We start from the raw sequence: 15,489 nt of genomic DNA, 5'->3' as shown, positions 1-15,489 counted from the left end.
CCCCCTCCCACCCGCACGGCGGGCCACATCCATCCCCCCACGCCGCCCTCCCCTGCGCAGGCGCAGGCTGCGCTTGTGGATGCGCCCCTACAGCGTCCCCCGTTTTTGGAGGATAATCGACGACGGCGAAAAGCGGCCTACCCTGCCCCCTCCGCACCTCTTTGATCTGTGGATCACCATACTCGCCTCCCGGAATATCCCGTACCTGCTCACGGGGCGGGGCAACAAGCTCCGCCTGTACGTCCCCGCCCTGCTCGAACGTCAGGCCCGTTCCGAGCTGGAGGCAGTACTGGCCGAAAGCCGCAGGCCACGCCCCGCCTACGTCGAGCCTCCCACGCATAACAACGCGCATTGGGTGTTGTCGGTGCTGCTCCTGCTTATCCTCTGGCACGGCGTCAGGATGCATTGGGGATTTTTGGCGCATCTTCCCGGCCTGCCGGATCTCCCTTCCGAAGAGTGGTCGCGGCTCGGCTCACTGGATGTTTTTCGCGTGAAGGCATTCGGAGAGTGGTACCGCTGCGTTACGGCATTGACCCTGCACGCCGACAGCCAGCACCTCTTCGGCAATGTCCTGTTCGGCGCGCCGTTCCTGATCCTGCTCTGCCGCAGGGTGGGCCTTGGGCTTGGCCTCTTCCTTATCTTGCTGGCCGGAACCTTCGGCAACGCCCTCAACGCATGGTACCGCCCCGCCGGGCATATCAGCCTCGGCTTCTCAACGGCCCTTTTCGGCACGGTGGGCGTGCTTTCCGGGTTCATGGCCCTTCAAGGATGGGGCAGCAGAACGCAGAGCGATACCGGAAAGCTCTCTTGGCGCAGGGGCATCCTCCTTCTGGCCGCAGGCACGGGCATCCTCGCCATGCTCGGCACGGAAGGCAGCAATACGGACTACGCCGCACACCTGTTCGGGCTGCTCTCCGGCTTCATCGTAGGTGGGGCCGCAAGCCGGATATCACGGCGTACGGCCCCCTCTCCGATCATGAATGCGCTACTTGGCCTGAGCGCCGCAGGGCTGGCCGTGCTGTGCTGGAAGCTGGCGCTGTAGGGAAGCCGCGATCTCTCTGCCGTAAACGAGCCCTAATGGAAAAAAGAGCATAAAAATTCCTTCCTTACGGTGTAGTGAATACTCAAATAGCCCATAACCAAGATAAAACACTACCACTCCTAAGAAAAAAACATCCTTCTTTCTCCAAGAAAGAAGAACTGCAGGAGCAAAACAGGCGATAAAAAGAATTGTTCCAGCTATTCCATAGGCGTAGGGTATACCTAAAAACAAACTATGTGGATGTGAAATTGTGGATTCTGTGTTCGGATATTTTTTATAAAGTTCAGTACGATGATCCAAAATATAAGCCTTATGATACTCTCGAAAACCTCTAGCAGAATTTCCAACCCAAGGTGAATCTATAAATCCTGAATGGGCCACTATCCAAATAGGCAAGCGGCTTTTAAATGTCGGATCTTCAAGTGGTTCATGAAACATGGAGAAAACACGTTCCTGCTGTTGAGTAGGGAGTACCATATACGCCAACATCCCCAAAAAAATAGCTATTACTCCTATCTTTAGGATATGCTTTTGGAAAAGCATAATGCACAAAAAAATACATGCTAAGCCAAAACCTAAGTATGCAGAACGACCTACGGATAATATAAGTGATATGAGCAAAATAGAACAAGTTATGCAAATGTAATAACGATAATATCCAGAAAACGTGGTATTATGGTACGCTATAAAAAACAAAATACACCATCCGGACACAGCCCCTAACACGCTTGGATGATGAAAGAAAAGAATCAATTGCCCTTTATGTGACATCCACTCTGGTGTCATTAGTATATATAAAATAAAAGAACATACTATAGTCATTCCTAACGCTAAAAAAAAGTACCAATATTTTTTTTCAAAAAAAATAACGGATATTAACCCTATTAAATAGGAATAAAATATTTTTTCAGCTACTGGAGCATCTTTAAAAAAATTCCCCGGTGAAATAAAGCAATAAAGAATAAAAAATATTGGTATCCAGCTAGAAAAAGGTACTAAAGAAAGAATATTATTAACAGTAAATATCCGACCCAATAACCATAGAGCGCTAACTGATGAAATAATAAAAAAAGGAGCGGTAAAACGATCTAACCCTATACCAATAAATAGAAGTACTGTAGAAAAAAAGAATATACTTTTGACTATATTATCTATTTTCTGTTCATACATCCTTTTTGCCTCTCCAGATCCACAGCTTCTTTTCTCGATTGAAACGGACTGCCGCAGCGACAACGTGAGGAAAACGATACTGAATAAAGGAAAAACACGAAAAACCTAACCGCTTGTTCAAGTGCCTTCCAGCGTTCTTGAAATGAAAAATTTTTCCTATGCGGCAAGTAACGTCATTATAAATATTACCATCAAGAATACGAACAGTATAGTCATCATAACGCTGTAGCGAATCAATATTTTCTAATTCTACCTGCTGCTCTAGCAAGGCACTGATAGCTGATTGATCGGTATGCTCCTTATCTTCGCAAAGCTCTTTCCATTTATCAAAAAAAGAAGACTCAACCCCCGATCCAAATCCCATAACCCCCGCATTAATCTTCCCATTGATAAGAATATGCTGTTTTTTCTCCCGATCACAGCGATATGTGACCACTATTTCCTTTTCTGCAGGAAAAATTTCAGTAGCAATATCCTCAATAAGGAGTACATCAGCATCTAGGACTAATACACTTTTTTTATATTTACGGAGAAAATGATCTATACAACCCATTTTATGAGTAGTTCTGATATTATGCTTACTATTAAAATCAAATATATCATTCCTCTGTGGTATTTGCTCAATAGTGACATCAAGTTCGCGTAACTTTTCGCGTTCAGGATCCTGCAACCCTAAATCATATAAAAAAAGTTTGTATCCCGGACAGTTCCGAATATTCCGCGCAAGACACAATGCCATTGGATAAAAGTTCGTATCCGCACAAGTCAAAACTGAGTACATTGCTTCCCCCTTGAAATAAAATTCTGCAGCCAGTTTTCCAACTTTTCCGCCTGAATATCAATGTCGAAGCTCTCCCTGCAGGCTTCGCGTGCGTATTCGCACAGTTTCAACAGCTCCATATCTGGAAGGTTTATAGCAGCACTGATGGATTCCGCAAAAAGCTCTTCCTTTGCTTCATAAGGCAGCATCCACCGCCGCAACCCATCGGGGATTACTTCAGCGACACCCCCAACTTCACGGGTAATCGGCAACAATCCCGCAGCCATCCCTTCCAGCAATGTGTTGGGTAAGCCTTCAGAATAGGAGGCCAGCAGAAAGATATCCCCAGTTTGCAGCTCATCCATGACATTCGTGGAAAACCCATGCCAGACGACGCGATCAGACAGTCCCAGCCTTTGCGTGAGTCGGCGCAACGACTCTTCTTCTCTGCCCTTGCCCCATATATGCAGCTCAAAGAGCTCCGAAACTTGGGATAATGCCCGCAGCAACATGTCATGCCCCTTATCGGGCTCAAGCTGCTGCGTGCATACCAAGCGCCGGGGGTGGTGCAATTCCAGAGGAACACTTGAGGCTTTTTTGCCATTCAGAACGACATGAACGTCTTCAGCTTTTATATAGGGGAGGCTCTTGATGAAACCTTCGGCGATGAAGCGGCATGGACAAAGAAAAGCTGGACGTATCCAAGCATGCAGCAACCGGGTTTTTAACCGATAAGGAATATCCTCCGGCAGGCCGATCCTTTGTACGACCGGAATCTTCAACAGCCGCGCGGCAACCCCAGCCGTCGCAATGTCCTTTCCTATATTCGTTATGACGACATCAATATCGTGCTTTTTAAATATATTATAAAAAAAACGGACTGCTGATGGATTCAAATCCGCGCCAAAGGAAACCTGTTCGCCGTGCCCCACCCGTTTTTTTGCCGCTTCAATAAATTCAGGCTGCCTGCCATATACGAAGACGTGATTATCGCGCCGAGCAAGGCGCTCGGCAAATTGCAGGTACCAAGTTTTTACGCCGCCCCATCCAAACGTGGCGTTCACAAAAGCGATGTTCACGCGCCCACCCTACAGAACCCGGCAGCCGTCTTCAGTGACCAGCACCATGTGCTCCCAGCGGATCCCGCCCCATTCGGGGAAGTACAGGCCGGGCTCCACGGTCACGATCATTCCGGGTTCCAGCGGGGTTTTGTTGCGTCCGTTGAGGCTCGGCCCCTCATGGGTTTCCAGTCCGACGCCATGTCCGAGCCCATGCGTAAAGGCTTCGGCAACGCCCAAAGACTCGAAGTGCCCTCTGGCTGCCTTATATACATCACAGGCCGGAACGCCGGGGTGGATGGCCCGGATAGCCTTGCGCTGCGCTTCCTGCACGGCCTCCAGTGTCTTTTTGAATCGATCCGTCGGCTTTCCGCCGATCCAGAAAGTCCGGGTCTGATCGGAACAGTAGTCCTCAAGACGGCATCCCACATCCACCAGCACAAGGTTTTCCGCCTCCAGAAGGACATCTTTGGAAGGCAGGTAGTGCGGGAGCGCCGCGTTGGGGCCATGCCCCACAATGCTCGTGAAGGCCAGCTCGGTCGCCCCGTGATGCCTGAAAAACATTTCAATATCCCACGAGACGGCGGCCTCGCTTCGTCCGGGCACGAGCACGCCGGGCAGCCACTCCATCATCTGCTGGTTCAGGCGGCAGGAAACCTCCATGCGCCGGATCTCTTCCGCATCTTTGATCACGCGAAGCCGTTCGACCAGACCGTCAGCCTTTGAAAGGCGGCAGCCCGATCCCGCCAGCGCTTCCGCAAACTTCTCATAAAACGCCAGCGTGACGGCGCGGGCTTCAAAGCCGATGGTTTTGCCGGGCACAAGCCCTTTCAAGAGTTTGGCAATCTCTTCCGGCGCGTCCGCACCGTAGATGAAAACCCGCTCAGGCTCCCACAGCCGCCGGGCCGCGTCCAGATAGCGCGAATCCGTCAAGATCCAGTCTTTGCCGTCCGCCATCACAATCAGGCGGCCCGCGCTTTCGTTCAACTGCACGTCATGCAGCTCAAAACCGGAGAGATAATACCGGTTCGCCGCGTGGCTGATCAAAAGCGCCTCGATTCCCTGTTCCCGCATCAACGCGCGCAGGCGTTCGCGGCGCTGTTCGCACATCTGTTCGGACATAATCGCATCCGTTTGTTTTTATAAATATTTTCAATAAATACGCTGAAGCATACACAAGTAAATACCATATACGGGCATACCCCCCTTGTCCAGCGAGGAGAAGGGGGAGACATTCGCTTTTGCAATGAAAACAGTATTTCAACTATCTGAAATTCAAAATGAATTTTTTAAAAAGGCTCTGTCGTGGCATGTGATTGTTTCATCTCCACAGCATGCTGAAAATACAGCTTTTTTATCCGGCTTTCCCATTGGCGGAATCCACAGCTAAAACATTTTGTTGGTTATCCCTTTGGAACTTCAAAGAAAAAAGCATCAACCGTTTTCTATGACACAGCCTTTAAAAAATCATCGAAAAGTTAAATGGCCCGAAGGGGTATGGGAATCCCCTTTTTATCATTGGCTCTATCATAGTATATGGTTGCTCCATCTTTACAATACAGTGAAAATGCAGACTTTTTCTCCATCTTTTCCCTTGACGGAATTCATAGCCAAGGCATTTTGCCGGTTATTCCTTTGGAACTTCAAGGAAAAAAGCATCAACCATTTTCTAGGACACAACCTTCATCATTATAAAGGGCGTTCCCCCTCCCCAATGGAACCTCATCCCACGCTGTTGGGTTCCTCTTCAAAAAGTTCACTGAGGATACTGTTGGAAACAAGCATCCCTTCATCCGTCAGCCGAAACACGCCGTTCCCCATCCGGGCCAACCCCTCAGCACAGAGGCGGAGGGCGAACGGCCCGTGATCCTCCATAAACGGGCGTCCGGCCAAGGATTCATAGGCATCCAGCGGCAAGCCGTCCACGGTTCGCAGGCGCAGCATCATGAGTTCCAGAGCCCGCGTCATCCGATCCAAAAGCTCCCGATCAGGGCAGCGGCGCCCTTCACGCACCTGCTCCAGCCACCCTTCCCCCTCTGGATTCGTCCAGCGCTCCCCGCCGATCGTGGACGTCGCCGCAGGGCCGACCCCCAGATAGTCCCGGCCTTCCCAGTACCCCAGATTGTGGCGGCACCGGAAACCATCCCCGGCAAAGTTGGATACCTCATAATGATGCAGCCCGGCCTCCTCGAACAGCCGGATGCCTTCAAGGTACATGGCGCACTGTACGTCTTCCGAAGGAAGATCCGCATCCCCGCAGGACTCCGCGAGAGGCGTCCCCGGCTCAAGGGTCAGCCCATATGCGGAAACATGCTCCGGCCCAAGCGCGATTGCCGCGCGCACATCGTCCAGCCATTGCCCCAGCGTCTGCCCCGGCAGGCCCCACATCAGGTCAAGGCTCAAATTGGCGCAGCCCGCTTCCCGTATGGCCCGGAACGCCTCCCGCGCCGCATCCGCCCTGTGCAGCCGTCCGAGCGTTTCCAGCATCCCGTCATGCAGCGACTGCACGCCGAGCGAAATCCGGTTGACGCCCGCCGCCAAAAAACCGCTTGCCTTTTCCGCCGTATGCAGGGAATCCGGGTTCGCTTCCATGCTGATTTCCGCTCCGGGCAGCACTTCAAACGTCCGTCCCACGCAATCCAGCACGCCAGCCACTTGATCCGGCTCAAGCAGGCTTGGCGTGCCGCCGCCGAAGAAAACGCTCTCCACGGGCGCCCGGCCGAGACGCCCCCCCCACTGCCCCAGCTCGGCATGCAGCGCTGAAAGATACACGCCCACTTCATCGCCCGAACGGGCCAATGGGTTGGAATAGAAAGCGCAGTACCGGCATTTGCGGCGGCAGAACGGCACATGGATATACAAAAGCATAAATACTCCGGGATGCGGTTCACGGGATGGCCTCTCTTATCCCGTTTTGCGCTCCGGCACAAACCCATACAAAAAAAACTTTACATCAAGGGGCAGCCCGCATATCGTACCGTGTGGGCATACACCCAAAAAACGTCAAACATCTCAGAGAAGCCGAATGTCCTTCACCCTCCGCCGCTGCGAATACCCCGAAGCCCTCCGAAACGGCATTGCCCCGGCTTCTCTCTATTCCCCGTTGCTCCAGCGGGGTTTTTTTTGAGCTTTTCCGTTTTCCGCCGATACGCCATCGGCCTGCCGAGACGACAGGCTCCAACGTCAACCCGCGAGAAGCCGCCATGCAACAGGAAACCTTCCATTGGCCCCACAAAGACTTGCTGGATGTGGATCAGTTGACGCAGGAAGAACTTTTCCACCTGCTCGATACTGCCGCAAACCTGCACGAAATCAACTCACGGCCAGTCAAGAAAGTCCCTATCCTCAAGGGAAAAAGCGTCGTCCTCTTCTTCGCCGAACCGAGCACCCGCACCAAGACCTCTTTCGACATGGCGGGCAAGCGCCTTTCCGCCGACACCTTCGGGCTGGCGAAATCCGGTTCCAGCCTCCAGAAAGGCGAAAGCATGAAGGATACGGCCCTGACCCTCCAGGCCATGAACCCTGATGTCATCGTCATCCGCCATTCCAGCAGCGGCGCGGCCCAGTTCCTCGCCGAACGCCTGCACTGCGGCGTGGTCAACGCCGGGGACGGCTGGCACGCGCACCCCACCCAGGCCCTGCTCGACGCCTTCTCCCTGCGCCAGGTCTGGGGGCACGACCGGAACGCCTTCAAAGGCAAAAACCTGCTTATCCTCGGCGACTGCGCCCACAGCCGCGTCTGCCGCTCCAACGTGCTGCTGCTCACCAAGCTCGGCGTGAACGTCAGCCTGTGCGCCCCGCGCACCCTCCTGCCCGCGGGCGTGGACAACTGGCCCGTCACGGTCTGCACGGACAGCAAGAAAGCCGTGCGCGACATGGATGCCGTCATGTGCCTGCGCCTCCAGCTCGAACGCCAGCAGGCGGGCCTGCTCCCCGACCTGCGCGAATATTCCAAACGCTTCTGCCTCACCCCGGCCCATATGGAACTGGCCAAGCCCGGCGCGCACATCATGCACCCCGGCCCCATCCTGCGCGGGCTCGACGTTTCCGACGCCCTGGCGGACAGCGCCCAGTCGCTGATCCTCGATCAGGTTTCCGCCGGGGTTTCGGTTCGCATGGCTGTCCTTTACCTCCTCGCCACCCGTCCCGACATCAGGGACAACCTCTAACAACGGAGATCGCCGATGTCCTCCCTTCTTATCAAAAACGCCCGCTATCTGGGCGACTCCGTGGATCTGCTCGTCGCCGACGGCAAGGTTCAGTCCCTCAGCCCTTCCATTGATGCGCCCGCCGACGCCGAAGTCGTGGACGCCGCTGGGAAAATCCTGTTTCCGAGCTTCATTGACGTGCATACCCACCTGCGCGAGCCCGGCTATGAATGGAAGGAAACCGTAGCCACTGGCCTCAGCTCCGCCGCGCACGGCGGGTTCGGGGCCATCCTCTGCATGGCGAACACCGATCCGGTCAACGACGACGCCGCGGTAACGGAACAGATCCTTGAATCCGCCCGCCGCTCGTGGCCCAACGGCCCCCGCGTCCATCCCATCGGGGCGGCCACCGTCGGCCTCAAAGGAGAGGAACTCACCCGCATGTCCGAACTCAAGGACGCCGGATGCGTCGCCATCTCCAATGATGGGCGCCCGGTAGGCAATACCGAAATCTTCCGCCGGATGCTGGAATACGCCGCCGATCTCGATCTCATCGTCATCGACCACTGCGAAGATCCCTATCTTGCCGCCAAGTCGCACATGAACGAAGGCGTGACCAGCGGCGTCCTCGGCATCAAAGGCCAGCCCGACGTGGCCGAAACCATTCAGGCTTCGCGCAGCATCCTGCTGGCCGACTACCTCGGCGTGCCCGTGCACATCGCCCACGTTTCCGCCAAGCGCACGGTGGACATCATCGCATGGGGCAAATCGCGCGGCGTCAAGGTGACCGCCGAGACGACCCCGCACTACCTGACGCTCGACGATACCGCCGTGAACGGCTACAACACGCTCGCCAAGGTAAACCCGCCGCTGCGCACGCCCGCCGACGTCGCCGCCATGCGCGAAGCCGTGAAGACCGGCGTCATCGACATGCTCGCCACCGACCACGCCCCGCACGCCGCGCACGAAAAGGAAACGCCCTTTGACGAAGCGCCCAACGGCTTCACGGGCATGGATCTCGCACTGACCATCACCTACGGGCTTGTCCGCGAAGGCGTGCTGACCGAAGCCGACCTCATCCGCCTCTGGGCCACGGAGCCCGGCCGCGTGTTCAACCTTCCGGTCAACACCTTCGAACCCGGCGCGCCCGCCGACTTCTTCCTTTTTGATCCCGACCTCGAATGGCAGGTTACGCCCGAAGCCCTCTACTCCAAGAGCCACAATACCCCGTGGCTCGGCCAGACCCTCAAGGGCCGCGTCGCCGCCCACTGGATCGGCGGCGTGAAGATTGTGTAGGGGAAGTGGATATTGGGGAAGGGAGGAAAACTTTTCTGAAGAAAAGCTTTTCCCTCCCTTCCCCAAACCCCATCCCTCCCTTTCCAAAGACTTTTGACGTTATCGAATCCCTGTTCAACGCTTTCCCCATAAACAAGAAGGCTGTGTCATGGCATGTGGTTGTTTCACCTCCACAGCGCTGTGAAAAATACAGCCTTTTTATCCAGTTTTCCCCTTGTCGAAATCTATGGCTGAGGCATCTTGCTGGTTATTCCTTTGGAACTTCGAGGAAAAAACATCTACCGTTTTATGACACAGCCAAACCCAAAAGGCTGTGTCACAGAAAACGCTGATGCTTTTTTAAAGTGCCAAAAGGATAATCAGCAAGGCTGTGTTCAATTTTACGGTTGATGATTTTGTCAATGAAAATCAATAGATAAAAGATCGTTCCACGTCTGGTGATGTGGGCCTCTCTCATTTTTTGTTCATTCCATGAAATCCAGTTTTGGAGAATTGTTGCGAGACCTCCAAATAATTTCCAAAGAACTCTTCCTTTCCAGTTGGAATCTTGTATCAACCACAAACTTAAGCACAGCCATCAGCAAAGCTTCTCAGCCATGAAACCCATCAACGGAAAACCGGGATAAAAAGGCTGGAGTTCCGTTTTCTCTGAAGATGAAACAATCATATCCCATAACGGAGTCACGAAAAAAGCCGCCTGAACCGAATATGTTCAGGCGGCTTTCCTTTCGAAAATCTTTGGAAGGGGTGGGGGTGGTTTGGAGGGGGCGGGGAAACCTTTCTCCAGAAAGGTTTCCCCGCCCCCTCCAATCTTCTTCCCTATCCTCTCCCCTTCCCGCCTACTGTAAAATCTTCTCTTCCGGGCCGGGGCCTTCGACGGGGTTGGAGAGGGTGCCGATGCCTTCGATGGACACCTGCACGACGTCATCCGCCTGAATGGGCGAAATGCCGGGCGGCGTTCCCGTAAGAATGACGTCTCCGGGCATCAGCGTCATGACGCGGGAAAGGAAGCAGAGCAAATCCAGAGGACGGAAAATCATGTCCCCGGTATTCGCGGATTGGCGGGTTTCGCCGTTCACAAGGCAACGGATGGAAAGATCGTTGATGTCCTCAAGCTCGGTTTCAACCCACGGGCCGATGGGACAAAACGTATCGTAGGACTTGCAGTGCCCGATGAGCGGATCGGCCTTCTGCACCTCGCGGGCCGTCACATCGTTGGCGCAGGTGAACCCGAACAGGCTCCCCTCCGCCTCCTCCGGCGTCAGGTTGCGGCATACCTTACCTACGACCATCGCCAGCTCCGCCTCATGCTCAATGCGGCCCATGCCCGAAGGCAAGATGATCGGTTCGCCGTTGCCGATAATGCTGCTCGGCGGCTTGAGGAAAAAACTCGGCATGTTGGGCAGGGGATACCCAAGCTCCTCAGCGTGCGCCTTGTAGTTGAGCCCGACACAAATGACCTTGGAAGGCGTTACCAAAGGAAGCACCTTCGCCTCGGAAAGCGGGATGGGTTCCATATGCCCCGGCTGTTTGTGCAGACGGAAGACCAATCCGTCTTCAAGAACGCCGTAATACGCTGTGCCGCCGTGTTCGACCCGTATGATCCGCATGGAACGCTCCTTGTTTGCCTTGTAAAGCTGGCCCCAAGATACGCCAGCGCACGCCCGAACGCAATGAAACGGGGTTGCGCCGGATGCCGGGATGCCTTATTCCTTCCCGAACCCCTCAACATTCCCGCGTTTACCGCGACACATGGAGCATCTCCCGATGGCGCAAGGCACTTTCCATATCATCACGTTTGGCTGCCAGATGAACGTCAACGACTCGTTTTGGCTTGCCAGATCCCTGCAACGCCGGGGTTTCGTCGAATCGCCCCTTGAAAAGGCGGAAATCGTCATCCTCAACACCTGCTCGGTGCGCGACAAACCGGAACAAAAAGTCTATGCCGCGCTTGGGCGCATCAAATATGAAACCCGCCGCGTGCCCGGCTCGTTTGCCGTGGTCGCGGGATGCGTGGCCCAGCAGATCGGCGCGGGCTTCTTCGGGCGTTTCCCGCAAGTGCGGCTGGTCGTGGGCGGCGACGGCCTCGCCACGGCTCCCGAAGCCATCGAACGACTGTATCGCGATCCTTCCCTGCGCCTGAACCTCACCGACTTTTCCGAAATCTACCCGGAACGCGATCCCGCCCTGCCCGCGCAAGGCGAAGGCGAGATCCCGCCGGCGGCCTTCGTCAACATCATGCAGGGCTGCGACAACTTCTGTACCTACTGCATCGTCCCCTTCACGCGGGGCCGCCAGAAATCCCGCGACGCCGGGGCCATCCTTGACGAATGCCGGGCGCTCATCGACAGCGGCGCGAAGGAAATCACCCTGCTCGGCCAGAATGTGAACTCCTACGGCCTCGATAAGCACGCTTCCGGCGGCACGTCGTTCGCGCAGCTTCTACGCCGCGTATCGGAGCTGCCCGGCCTTGCCCGGCTGCGTTTCGTGACCCCGCATCCTAAAGATCTCTCCCCGGAGGTCATCGCCATGTTTGGGGAAGTGCCGAACCTCTGCCCGCGCCTGCACTTGCCGCTCCAAGCCGGATCGGATCGCGTGCTGGCCCGCATGAACCGCAAGTATGACATGGCCCGCTACATGGCGCTTGTGGAAGGCCTCCGCGCCGCACGCCCCGACATCGCCCTGTCCACGGATCTCATCGTCGGCTTTCCCGGCGAAACGGAAGGGCAATTTCAAGAAACGCTGGACGCCGTGCGTGCGGTCAACTTCATGTCGAGCTTCTCCTTCTGCTATTCCGACCGCCCCGGAACCGCCGCCAGCCGCCACACCGACAAGGTCGAGCCAGCCGAAAAGCTGCGCCGCCTCGAACGCCTTCAGGCCTTGCAGGAGGAGCTTTCCGCTGAATGGCTCAAGGCCCGCGTGGGCTGTGAAACGGATATCCTGCTCGAAGGGATCAGCCGCAAGCAGGACGGCGAAGACGCCGACAGGGAAAGCTGGCAGGGGCGCGACCCGTGGGGCGACGCCGTCAACGTCTCCTTGCCTGCCGGAACCGGCAAACCCGGCCTCATCGTGCCCGTCGCCATTGTAACCGCAAAGAAACATTCTTTGGTAGGCAAAGCCAAAGGATAACCCCTTGAAGGGAAGGAGGGAAATGTTCCCCAGAAATCTTTTCCCTCCCTTCCCTCAAGCAGGCTGTGCGGCCTCTCCCCTTCCAATGTATCGTATGTATTGCCCCAGCGTTTCTCGGAACCGGCTTTCTTTGGCAAGGGATACCCTTCAAAGTGCAATCCCCTAAAGCGGAAGGAGCACCATGTTCGACTTCCATATCCATGTGAACTGTTCGGGCGGGCGGGACGGGCTGTTGCCCTCGGAAGCCATGCGTCTGGCGAAATGCGCGGGGTTCCGGGCCGTCGGCCTGATCGTCCGGGCCGATCCCTCGACCCTGCCGCTTCTGCTTCCCTCGCTCAAAACGCTGGTGAAAACCTGCTCCCTGTACGCGGGCATCGAAGCTTTCGCCGGGGTGGAGCTGGTGCATGTCCCCCCCGCCCTCCTGCCTGATGCCGTTGAACAGGCGCGGGATCAAGGTGCCGCACTGGTTCTTGCGCACGGCGAAAGCATCCCACGCCAGCTTGCCGATGTGGTGGAGACGGGAACGAACCTCGCCGCCATCAATGCGGGCGTGGATATTTTGGCCCATCCCGGCCTGATTACGGTGGAGGATGCCCAGCTCGCCGCCGAGAAAGGCGTGTTGCTGGAATTGAACACGGCCCCCCGGCACTGCCTCGCCAATGGGCATATCGTCCGCATGGCCGAACGCTTCGGCTGCGAACTGCTGCTTAACTCCGACGCTTCCGGTTCAGCCGACTTTGAATCCCCCGACGTCACGCAGGCACTGCGCAAGGCCGCCGCCCTCGGTGCGGGCCTTGATGCCGAAGGGCTTTCGCGCCTCCATGTGACCGAAAGGAAACTTGTGCAGAAGCTGCTGCGCCTATAGAACAGGTGCTTTAATGTAAAAATATTAGGGAAGGGGAGGAGGAACTTTCTGAAGAAAGTTCCTCCTCCCCCTCCCCAAACCCCACCCCTTTCTCTTCAAAGACTTTCGACTTTATCGAATCCCTGCTGCCCTTTTTTCCCGGAAAACACAGGCCGCGATAAGCTCAGGCGAGAACCTTTCCGACAAAAAACGGCACAACGGAACTTCCGCCGCGCCGCCTCCCCACCAGTCAAAGTTTTTGCGGGTGGGGGTTCGGGGGAGGGAGCTTTTTTTAAAAAGCTCCCTCCCCCGTGCCTTTCTCCCAAACGCTACCGCCCCAAATGATGCCACGCGGAACGGACGGTGTTCTTCATGAGCATGGCGATGGTCATGGGCCCCACGCCGCCGGGCACGGGGGTAATCTTCCCGGCCACCTTGCTGGCCTCGGCAAAATCCACATCCCCGGAAAGAATGGGCTTGCCCGTCTTCTCGTTGAAGCCTACCCGGTTGACGCCCACGTCGATGACCGTCGCGCCGGGCTTGATCCAGTCCGGCTTCACCAGACCGGGAACGCCGGCCGCAACGATCAGGATGTCGGCCCGGCGGCAATGCCCCGCCAAGTCTTGGGTGCGGGTGTGAACCATCGTTACCGTGGCGTTGGCGCCGGGCCCCTTCTGACCAAGCATAATGGAAATGGGCTTGCCGACGATGTTGGAACGGCCAACGACCACGACTTCGGCCCCGGCCATCTCGACGCCGGAGCGCACCAGCATCTCCTGAATCCCCGCAGGCGTGCAGGGCAGGAAACGCACCGCGTCGCCGCCGATAACCATACGGCCCAGATTGACGGGATGGAACCCGTCGACGTCCTTGTCCGGATCGATGGCGTAAATGACCTTGTTTTCGTCGATATGCTTGGGGAGCGGAAGCTGGACAAGGATGCCGTGGATGGACGGATCACGGTTGTACTTGCCGATCAGCGCGAGAAGCGCCTCTTCGCTGATGTCCGCGGGCTGGTTGTCCTGAACCTCATGAAAGCCGAGCGACAGCGCGGTCTTCACCTTCAAGGTCACATAACTGATCGAAGCCGGGTTTTCCCCGACCAAAATGGTCACAAGGCCCGGAACCGTGCCGTGCTTTTCCCGAATGGCCTCAACTTCCTGACGCAGTTCGTCAAGAATCGCCGCCCTCATCTCCGTGCCGCTGATGATGTCCGCCATGTGCTGTCCTTGGGTCAGAGTGTCCGTCAGGCCCTATTGCGCGGCCTGTTCCTTCTTTTTCGCGAGATACTCGGTCTGGAACGTACACATCCGCAGGGCGTTGCGGTATTCCCCATTACTGAAGAACTCGTGCTTCAATTCCCCCTCCACCTCGAATCCGAGCTTCTTATAAACGTGGATGGCCTTTTTGTTTTCCGTATCCACGATAAGGTACAGTTTATAGAGGTTGAGCACCGTAAACGCATAGTCCATGACAAGCAGGACGGCCTTCGCCGCGTAGCCGAGCCCTTGGTGCGCGGGGGCAATGATGATCTGGAATTCGGCCCTGCGGTGGATGTAATCGATCTCGACAAGCTCGACCAGGCCGACCTTGGCCTTATCGTGCTCGACGATGAAACGGCGCTCGCTCTGATCGTGGATGTGCTTGTCATACAGATCCGTCAGTTCCACAAACGCCTCATACGGCTCCTCAAACCAGTAGCGCATCACACTGGCATTGTTGTCCAGCTGATGGATAAACGGCAGATCCTCCCGCTCCAGCGGGCGCAATCGGATTGTTGGGTCAACGGCCATAATTTGCCCGGAAAATGAATTCCTGAGTGAAAGATGAGTGAACTCCGCAGCGCCCGCCCCTTTCGGCGGCACCCGGAATGCCTCTCATATAGAATCAGGAAGGGAAAAAGCAAGCGTACCGACAGGTCACAACAAAAAAATGAGTGAAACCCCATCCGCAGCGCGCCGCGCCATCCGAGAGGAATCTGAGAGGAAAAGGCTTTGAAAGACGGAGGGAAAGAAAAGGAGGGGCGCCTTTCCAGATGACGC

13 protein-coding genes are annotated in these 15,489 nt (G+C 55.9%); 5 read left to right on the top strand and 8 right to left on the bottom strand.

Features of this window, described 5'->3' with window-relative positions; translation table 11 throughout:
• Positions 1–79: 79 nt before the first annotated feature.
• Positions 80–1,042: a rhomboid family intramembrane serine protease gene (locus AC6I1V_RS14115; RefSeq protein WP_497737095.1), complete on the top strand. Its 963-nt coding sequence runs from the start codon at positions 80–82 to the stop codon at positions 1,040–1,042.
• Here the strand turns inward: AC6I1V_RS14115 and AC6I1V_RS14110 are convergent.
• From AC6I1V_RS14110 to hemW, 5 genes are all read right to left on the bottom strand, one after another.
• A complete protein-coding gene (locus AC6I1V_RS14110; RefSeq protein ID WP_497737094.1) occupies positions 986–2,212 on the bottom strand; it encodes an O-antigen ligase family protein in 1,227 nt (408 codons plus the stop codon). The genes AC6I1V_RS14115 and AC6I1V_RS14110 overlap by 57 nt on opposite strands.
• Positions 2,205–2,993, bottom strand: coding sequence for a putative nucleotide-diphospho-sugar transferase (locus tag AC6I1V_RS14105; protein ID WP_486853911.1), 789 nt, complete (start codon positions 2,991–2,993; stop codon positions 2,205–2,207). The genes AC6I1V_RS14110 and AC6I1V_RS14105 overlap by 8 nt, the downstream gene beginning before the upstream one ends.
• The gene (locus AC6I1V_RS14100; RefSeq protein ID WP_486853910.1) at positions 2,978–4,051 is read right to left on the bottom strand and encodes a glycosyltransferase; all 1,074 of its coding nucleotides are present in this window, start codon (positions 4,049–4,051) and stop codon (positions 2,978–2,980) included. The genes AC6I1V_RS14105 and AC6I1V_RS14100 overlap by 16 nt, the downstream gene beginning before the upstream one ends.
• A 9-nt stretch (positions 4,052–4,060) precedes the next feature.
• The gene (locus tag AC6I1V_RS14095) at positions 4,061–5,152 is read right to left on the bottom strand and encodes a M24 family metallopeptidase (RefSeq protein ID WP_486853909.1); all 1,092 of its coding nucleotides are present in this window, start codon (positions 5,150–5,152) and stop codon (positions 4,061–4,063) included.
• A gap of 600 nt (positions 5,153–5,752) precedes the next feature.
• On the bottom strand, positions 5,753–6,898 hold the full coding sequence (gene hemW / locus AC6I1V_RS14090; RefSeq protein WP_486853908.1) for a radical SAM family heme chaperone HemW: 1,146 nt from the start codon (positions 6,896–6,898) through the stop codon (positions 5,753–5,755).
• 335 nt (positions 6,899–7,233) lie between these two features.
• Between hemW and AC6I1V_RS14085 the strand changes: the two genes are divergently transcribed.
• A complete protein-coding gene (locus AC6I1V_RS14085; RefSeq protein WP_302554751.1) occupies positions 7,234–8,199 on the top strand; it encodes an aspartate carbamoyltransferase catalytic subunit in 966 nt (321 codons plus the stop codon).
• 15 nt (positions 8,200–8,214) lie between these two features.
• Positions 8,215–9,474: a dihydroorotase gene (locus AC6I1V_RS14080; RefSeq protein WP_486853907.1), complete on the top strand. Its 1,260-nt coding sequence runs from the start codon at positions 8,215–8,217 to the stop codon at positions 9,472–9,474.
• Positions 9,475–10,313: 839 nt separating this feature from the next.
• On the opposite strand, the gene AC6I1V_RS14075 is transcribed toward AC6I1V_RS14080, so the two are convergent.
• Positions 10,314–11,084 (bottom strand): fumarylacetoacetate hydrolase family protein, encoded by a 771-nt coding sequence (locus AC6I1V_RS14075; RefSeq protein ID WP_302552396.1) that lies wholly within the window; start codon positions 11,082–11,084, stop codon positions 10,314–10,316.
• A gap of 157 nt (positions 11,085–11,241) precedes the next feature.
• Here AC6I1V_RS14075 and miaB point away from each other — a divergent pair, with 157 nt between their 5' ends.
• A complete protein-coding gene (miaB, locus tag AC6I1V_RS14070; protein ID WP_486855036.1) occupies positions 11,242–12,603 on the top strand; it encodes a tRNA (N6-isopentenyl adenosine(37)-C2)-methylthiotransferase MiaB in 1,362 nt (453 codons plus the stop codon).
• Positions 12,604–12,784: 181 nt separating this feature from the next.
• Positions 12,785–13,468 carry a histidinol phosphate phosphatase domain-containing protein gene (locus tag AC6I1V_RS14065; RefSeq protein ID WP_486855037.1) on the top strand — a complete coding sequence of 228 codons (684 nt, stop codon included), beginning with the start codon at positions 12,785–12,787 and terminating at the stop codon, positions 13,466–13,468.
• 308 nt (positions 13,469–13,776) lie between these two features.
• Here the strand turns inward: AC6I1V_RS14065 and folD are convergent, their stop codons facing one another.
• Positions 13,777–14,667, bottom strand: coding sequence for a bifunctional methylenetetrahydrofolate dehydrogenase/methenyltetrahydrofolate cyclohydrolase FolD (folD, locus tag AC6I1V_RS14060; protein ID WP_302552399.1), 891 nt, complete (start codon positions 14,665–14,667; stop codon positions 13,777–13,779).
• Positions 14,668–14,700: 33 nt separating this feature from the next.
• Complete coding sequence (gene speG, locus AC6I1V_RS14055; protein ID WP_302552400.1) at positions 14,701–15,240, bottom strand: spermidine N1-acetyltransferase; 540 nt, start codon at positions 15,238–15,240, stop codon at positions 14,701–14,703.
• Positions 15,241–15,489 lie beyond the last annotated feature (249 nt).

Source organism: Bilophila sp. T19-St14, from assembly GCF_059728385.1.
Note: the sequence above shows the minus strand (reverse complement) of the source record. Positions and strands in the feature narration are given on the sequence as shown.